Below are 6,222 nucleotides of genomic sequence, written 5' to 3' on the forward strand. Positions count from 1 at the left end.
GCGGCCCAGGTCCTCAAGGGTCCAAGCCAGATCGCCCAGGCCCAAGAAGAAAAGCCCTAATCCAAAGGGTTTCTCCCGGTGCCCAAGGAGAATACCCCCGCCTATCAGGGCCACCAGGGGGGTTAAAAAGCGCTCGCTCCAAGGAGCGGTGGGAGGGAATAGGCCGAGGAATAGGATAAGGGCCAGGGACCCAAGCCAATAGGCAACCACGCCTCAAGTTTAGCCCACCTTCTCTGGGGGCACGTGGGTTTTGGCCAGGGCCTCGAGGGCCTCCCGTAAGGCCTCAATCCCTTTTAGGAACTCTTCCACCTCTATGTGCTCGTAGGGCGTGTGGTCCAAGGTGGAGTCCCCTGGCCCATAGGCCACCATGGGCACGTTCCAGTGGGGGGCCAGGACGTTCATGTCGCTGGTGCCGGTTTTCAACTTGAAGACGGGTTTGCCCCCCGCCTTGCGGATCCCCTGCCTTAGGGCCCGGGTCAGGGGGGTGTCCTTGGGGCCCAGGTAGGGTACCTCCCGGCCAAAGAACTCCAGCTCAATGGTGGGGGGCGCGTAGGCGCTGAGGTGGCGGATGGCCTCCTCCGGAGGAAGCCTGGGGGGCAGGCGCAGGTCAAAGAACATCTCCGCCACCTGCTTGAGCTCCGCCGGCTGGATGCGGAAATCCCTTAGGGTGTATTGCACCTGGTCAAAGGCCTTCTGCCCCACGTTCATGGCCTCGGCCCAGGCCTTGATGGCCACAAAGTAGCTGATGAGCTCCTCGGCGGCGTTGGGCTCGTGGTGGGCGGAGTGGAAGTTATCCTTTTCCCGCCTTGCCCTTACCAGAAGCCTCCCCTTGTACCCCAAGGTGATGCCTTCCCAGCCCGAGGGCTCCCCGATGATGGCGTAGTGGGGCTTCAGCCTGGGAGCCACGAAGCGGGCGCCCTTGGAACTAGGGGCCTCCTCCTCCGTGGCCCCCACCAGGTGAACGGTAAGGCGCCTTTTCGCCTCCTCCGAAAGCCCAGCGGCGGCGAAAACCATGGCCACGAAGGGGCCCTTGGCGTCCACCGCCCCTCGGCCAAAAAGCTTGTTGCCCTCCAGCCTTACGGGCACCACCCCGGGGACGGTGTCGATGTGCCCCAGGAGGACCACCTGGGTGGGCCCCTGCCCCACCTGGCCCCGGGCGTTGTCCGCCTCGTCCACGAAGGCCTTAAGCCCAAGCCGTTCCATGCCCTCCGCCAGGTACTCCGCCACCAGGCGTTCCTCACCCGAGGGGGAGGGGATCCTTAGGGCCCCCATCAGGAACTCAACGGGATCCAAGCCGTTTGCGCTCATCTTAGGTTAGCACAGCCCGCACCGCCTCCACCACCCGCTCCAGATCCGCCTTTTGGATGACCAAAGGGGGGAGGAAGCGGATCACCGTGGGGCCCGCCTGCAGGGTCAAGACCCGGTGCTCCTTTTCCAGGCGCTCGATGTACGGGGCGGCCTTTTCCTTGAGCTCGAGGCCCACCATAAGCCCAAGCCCCCGCACCTCGCGGATCTTGGGGGAGGGGATCTCCCTGAGCCTTTCCATGAACCACGGTCCAAGCTCCGCGGCCCGTTCCCAAAGCCGGGTGCGTTCCAGGTAGCGCAGGGCCGCCACCCCGGCGGCCATGGCCAAGGGGTTGCCGCCAAAGGTGGTGCCGTGGCCTCCCTTGGGCATGCTCCTCGCCACCTCCTCCCGCATCACCGCCGCCCCTATGGGCACCCCGCCCCCCAGGGCCTTGGCCAGGGTGAGGATGTCGGGCACCACCCCGTAGTGCTCAAAGGCGAAGCGTTTCCCGGTGCGGCCCATGCCGGTCTGGATCTCGTCCAGGATCAGCAGGGCTCCCTTTTCCCGGGTTACTTCCCGAGCGGCTTCCAAGAACTCCCGGGTGGCGGGGCGCACCCCCCCCTCCCCCTGGACGGGCTCGAGGATCACCGCCGCCGTTTCCTCGTCCACCGCCCGCCTCAGGGCCTCCACATCGTTATAGGGGATGAACTCCACCGGCCCCAAAAGGGGCATGAAGGGCTCCCGGTACTTGGGCTCCCAGGTGACGGAAAGGCTTCCTAAGGTGCGTCCGGAGAAGCCCCGCATGGCGGCCACCAGCTTGCGCCTTTTGGTGTGGGCCCAGGCGAACTTGATGGCGGCCTCGTTGGCCTCGGTGCCGGAGTTGGTGGGGAAGACCCGGTTGAGCTCCTGAGGGAGAAGGCCCACCAGGGTGCGGTAGAACTCCCCCCGCATGGGGGTGGGAAGGGTTTGCGGCATGGAAAGGAGGGTTTCCGCCTGCTCCTTGATGGCCGCCACCACCTCAGGGTTGGCGTGCCCCAGGTTGGCCACCCCGTAGCCCCCCACGCAGTCAATGTACTCGTTGCCCTCGGCATCCCAGACCCTAGCCCCCTGCCCGCGCACCAAAAGCAGGTCGTGCTTGGTGTAGACGCCGGTGTCCAGGGCTTTTTCCGCCTCGAGGAGGGTGCGCCAGTCTTCGTAGACCTCCTTAACCATATGCTCGCCTCCAAAAGAAAAGCCCCCGGGCAGGCCCGGGAAGCCAGGCTTCCCAGGCCCATTAGGTTTTGCCCCAGGCGGCCATCTCCCCTTCAGGGTAGGGGGATGGGGGCCTCCTGTCAACGGATAGACTGGGAGGGTGCTGGCCTATGTGGGCTTGGGCTCCAACCTGGGGGACCGGGCAGGCTACCTGCTAAAGGCCCTTTCCCTCCTTTCCCGCCTGGAGAAAACCCGTCTCCTTCGCCTTTCCCCCGTGTACGAAACCGAGCCCGTGGGCCCGCCCCAGCCCCTTTACCTGAACCTGGTGGCGGAGGTGGACACGGAGCTTTCCCCCAGGGCTTTTCTGGAGGGCCTCTTGACGGTGGAGCAGAGCCTGGGGCGGGAGCGGAAGGAGCCTTGGGGGCCAAGGACCATTGACCTGGACCTCCTTCTATACGGGGACCTGGTCTTGCAGGAGGAGGGCCTCGAGGTGCCCCACCCTAGGCTTTCCCAGCGGGCCTTTGTCCTGGTGCCTCTGGCCGACCTTATTCCTGAGGGGCGGCACCCTGTGCTTGGACGCACCTTTGCCGAGCTCCTGGCCCCCTTGGACCGGAAGGGGGTGCGCCCCTTTGTGCTATAGTGGGGGCATCGCGGATCACCGCCGCGCAAAGGGAGAAGGAAAGTGGACCTAGAAGCAGGAAGTGTGGTAGAGGGCCGCGTGGTGCGGGTTACGGATTTTGGCGCTTTTGTGGAGCTCCCGGGGGGCGAGCAGGGCCTGGTGCACATCTCCCAGATCGCCCATGAGTTCGTGAAGAACGTGCGGGACTTTCTCAACGAGGGGGATATCGTCCAGGTGATGGTAAAGGGCCGGGATGCCAAGGGGCGGCTGGACCTTTCCATCAAGGACCTCACCCCTGCCCCAGAAGGAGCTCCACCTCCCAGGCCCAGGCGCCTGCCCAAGCAATCCCCCGAGTTTGAGAACAAGCTGAAAAGCTTCCTCCGAGGCACCGGGGGCTTCGGCGGCAAGGGGGGTAAGAAGGGCGGCAAGAAGAAGCGATAACCCTAAGGGTTCCCCCCGGGGGTGTATGCCCTCGGGGTTTTGTTTTAAAGTGGTGGGGTATGGCGAAGCCCATAGAGGTTACCGACGCCAACTTTGACCAGACCCTAGCCGGATACCCCTTGGTCCTGGTGGACTTCTGGGCGGAGTGGTGTGCCCCTTGCCGCATGATCGCCCCCATCCTGGAGGAGCTGGCCAGGGAGTACGCAGGGAAGGTCGTGGTGGCCAAGCTGGACGTGGACGAAAACCCCAAGACGGCCATGCGCTTTAGGGTCATGAGCATTCCCACGGTGATCCTCTTCAAAAACGGCCAGCCGGTGGAGGTGCTGGTGGGGGCCCAGCCCAAGCGCAACTTTGAGGCCAAGATTCAGAAGCACCTGCCGCCAAGCGCATGAGGATCGCCCTGGACGCCATGGGGGGGGACCATGCCCCCGGGGTCACGGTTCAGGGGGCCCTCCTGGCAGCCAAGGAAGGGGTGGAGGTCCTTTTGGTGGGGGAAGAGGCCCGCTTGCGGGCGGAGCTTTCCCGCCATGGGGCCTCCTTGCCCATCCACCACGCCCCGGACTGGATTCCCATGGAGGAGCACGCCACCGAGGTGAGAAAGCGTCGGGAAAGCTCCATCATGGTGGCCATGGACCTCCTAAAGCGGGGCCAGGTACAGGCGGTGGTGTCCATGGGCCACACCGGGGCCACCATGGCCGCGGCCCTTTTCACCCTAGGGCGGGTGAAGGGGGTGGAACGGCCCGCCCTTTTGGTGGAGTTCCCCAGCCAAAGGGGGCGCACCTTCCTCCTGGACGGGGGGGCTAACGCCGACTGCCGCCCCTCCTTCTTGGTGCAGTTCGCGGCCATGGGCCTGGCCTATGCCGAGGCCAACGGTTTGCCAGCGCCAAAGGTGGGCCTCCTTTCCATCGGCGAGGAGGAAGGGAAGGGGAACGCCCTGGTGCTGGAAACCTATCCCCTCCTGAAGAAGGCCTTGGGGGAGCGGTTTTTCGGCAACGTGGAAGGGCGGGACATCTTCTTGGGCACCACGGAGGTGGTGGTCACCGATGGTTTTACGGGAAACGTGGTCCTGAAGCTGGCGGAAGGGGAGGCCAAGGTGCTCTTGGGCTGGGTCAAGGAGGCCCTTAGCGGAAGCCTTTTGGCCAGGCTGGGGGCCCTTTTGGCCCGGGGGGCCCTGCGAAAGTTGAAGGAAAAGGTGGATCCCTCCCAGTACGGGGCCATGCCCCTTCTGGGGGTGGAGGGGGCGGTTTTCATCGGCCACGGTTCCGCCGACGCGTTAGCGGTGAAAAACGCCCTTCTCCGGGCCAAGGCCTTGGTGGGGGCGGGGCTTTTGGAACGGGTGCGGGCAGGCCTTTCCGCTTTAGACGTCTAAGATCAGCTGGGCCCTCCACCTCCCGTTCTCCTGGCTCACCTGCAGGCCGTGAAAGGTGGCGCTCTTCACCTCCCCTTGAAAACCGAAGGCTTCCTGGAAGGGTTCCCCTAAGAGGGTGGCGGTGAGGCGGTAACCCTCATCCTTCCTTTCTACCCTTACCCGCGCCCTTCCGGGCACGAAGCCCTTGGTCTGGATCAGGTAGATGAGCTCGTTGAGGAAACGCACCAGGAGGGTTTCCAGGTCCTCGGCCTCCAGGGAAAGGCGCCGGCGCCGGCTGCCCCCTTCCGGAGGATAGAGGAACATCACCTGCAAAAGCCCTTTGAGGGCGGCTTGGAAGAGGTCCTCGAGGCTCCTTGCCTCTAGCTCAAAGCCCACGTCGGCGGTGTGGTCCAAGGGCCTTACCACCATGGCCCCTCCTCAGTGCCCTGGAAGCCCGGAAGGTGAAAGGTTTCCGTCCAGAGCCGTTCGGGATATCCTTCCATGAAGGCCAGGATGGAAAGGGCCTGGGTTTTGTGCTGGGCCAAGGCCTTGAGCTTCCGGGCCAAGGCCCATTCGGGGAGGCGCAGGCGGTGGGTAATGGGCCAAGGGCCCTCGGGTCGGACGAAGTAGACCACCTGGGCCAGGCCTTCCGCGGCCCTTTTGGCGTAGCGGCTCGTGGCCACGTGGTCGGGGTGGCCGTTGATACCGTCTGGGGGAAAGGTGACCACGTACCGGGGCCTAAGGGAAAGGAGCCATTCCCGTATAGCAGCTTCCGCTTCCGGATGGTCTAGGAGACCTTTACCCGAGGCCAAGCCACGGGGCCCCTCGCCGGCCTCTTGGGGCAGTGCGTTGGGAAAGGGGAGGACCTGGAGGAAATCCACCCCCAGGATTTCCCCTGCCTGGTGGAGTTCCCTCACCCGCACCTGGGGTAGCTCCTCCGGGGAGCATAGCCCCAAGGTCCTTCCCGCTTCCCCCCGGGTGAGGGTCAGGATCCCCGTCCTAAGCCCAGCGTCCTTGGCAAGAAGAAGGGCCCCTCCGGCACCAAAGCTTTCGTCATCGGGGTGGGGGACCACCACCAAGAGGTCCACCATGCCCCCATCTTGACAGAAAAGCCCCCACCTGGTACATTCAATGTTGCGCCGGTTGGACCGGCGGGGGATCTTGAAAGCGCAGGAACAGGGCAACGCACGAAAGATCACGCCTTTAGGCGTTTTTTTGTTGGAGAGTTTGATCCTGGCTCAGGGTGAACGCTGGCGGCGTGCCTAAGACATGCAAGTCGGGCGGGGCGGGTTTATACCTGCCCAGCGGCGGACGGGTGAGTAACGCGTGGGTGACCTA

Annotated in this window: 8 protein-coding genes, 1 rRNA gene and 1 pseudogene; 5 read left to right on the plus strand and 5 right to left on the minus strand. The window is 64.6% G+C overall.

Annotation, left to right across the window (positions count from 1 at the left end; genetic code table 11):
- From Q0693_RS04630 to lysJ, 3 genes and pseudogenes are all read right to left on the minus strand, one after another.
- Positions 1-210, minus strand: a pseudogene (locus Q0693_RS04630) (GGDEF domain-containing protein); the annotation flags it as partial.
- 9 nt (positions 211-219) lie between these two features.
- The gene (locus tag Q0693_RS04635; protein ID WP_298629565.1) at positions 220-1,308 is read right to left on the minus strand and encodes a [LysW]-lysine hydrolase; all 1,089 of its coding nucleotides are present in this window, start codon (positions 1,306-1,308) and stop codon (positions 220-222) included.
- A gap of 1 nt (position 1,309) precedes the next feature.
- On the minus strand, positions 1,310-2,497 hold the full coding sequence (lysJ, locus tag Q0693_RS04640; protein WP_298629566.1) for a [LysW]-aminoadipate semialdehyde transaminase LysJ: 1,188 nt from the start codon (positions 2,495-2,497) through the stop codon (positions 1,310-1,312).
- Positions 2,498-2,636: 139 nt separating this feature from the next.
- Here lysJ and folK point away from each other — a divergent pair, with 139 nt between their 5' ends.
- The 4 genes from folK to plsX are packed head-to-tail and all read left to right on the plus strand — an operon-like array spanning position 2,637 to position 4,905.
- Positions 2,637-3,116, plus strand: a complete 480-nt coding sequence (gene folK / locus Q0693_RS04645) for a 2-amino-4-hydroxy-6-hydroxymethyldihydropteridine diphosphokinase (protein WP_298629568.1) — start codon at positions 2,637-2,639, stop codon at positions 3,114-3,116.
- A 42-nt stretch (positions 3,117-3,158) separates the two neighbouring features.
- The gene (locus Q0693_RS04650) at positions 3,159-3,536 is read left to right on the plus strand and encodes an RNA-binding protein S1 (protein WP_114313471.1); all 378 of its coding nucleotides are present in this window, start codon (positions 3,159-3,161) and stop codon (positions 3,534-3,536) included.
- Between the two features lie 59 nt (positions 3,537-3,595).
- A complete protein-coding gene (gene trxA / locus Q0693_RS04655; protein WP_243031059.1) occupies positions 3,596-3,928 on the plus strand; it encodes a thioredoxin in 333 nt (110 codons plus the stop codon).
- Positions 3,925-4,905: a phosphate acyltransferase PlsX gene (plsX, locus tag Q0693_RS04660; RefSeq protein ID WP_298629570.1), complete on the plus strand. Its 981-nt coding sequence runs from the start codon at positions 3,925-3,927 to the stop codon at positions 4,903-4,905. The genes trxA and plsX overlap by 4 nt, the downstream gene beginning before the upstream one ends.
- Here the strand turns inward: plsX and Q0693_RS04665 are convergent.
- Together Q0693_RS04665 and Q0693_RS04670 are read right to left on the minus strand one after the other, a co-directional pair.
- Positions 4,894-5,313: an archease gene (locus tag Q0693_RS04665; RefSeq protein WP_298629572.1), complete on the minus strand. Its 420-nt coding sequence runs from the start codon at positions 5,311-5,313 to the stop codon at positions 4,894-4,896. The two genes, plsX and Q0693_RS04665, sit on opposite strands and share 12 nt — an antisense overlap.
- Complete coding sequence (locus tag Q0693_RS04670) at positions 5,304-5,975, minus strand: PIG-L family deacetylase (protein ID WP_298629574.1); 672 nt, start codon at positions 5,973-5,975, stop codon at positions 5,304-5,306. The genes Q0693_RS04665 and Q0693_RS04670 overlap by 10 nt, the downstream gene beginning before the upstream one ends.
- 124 nt (positions 5,976-6,099) lie before the next feature.
- On the opposite strand from Q0693_RS04670, the gene Q0693_RS04675 reads away from it, so the two are divergent.
- Positions 6,100-6,222, plus strand: a 16S ribosomal RNA gene (locus Q0693_RS04675); the annotation flags it as partial.

Origin of the sequence: uncultured Thermus sp., from assembly GCF_938010445.1 — a bacterium.
Classification (GTDB): domain Bacteria; phylum Deinococcota; class Deinococci; order Deinococcales; family Thermaceae; genus Thermus; species Thermus altitudinis.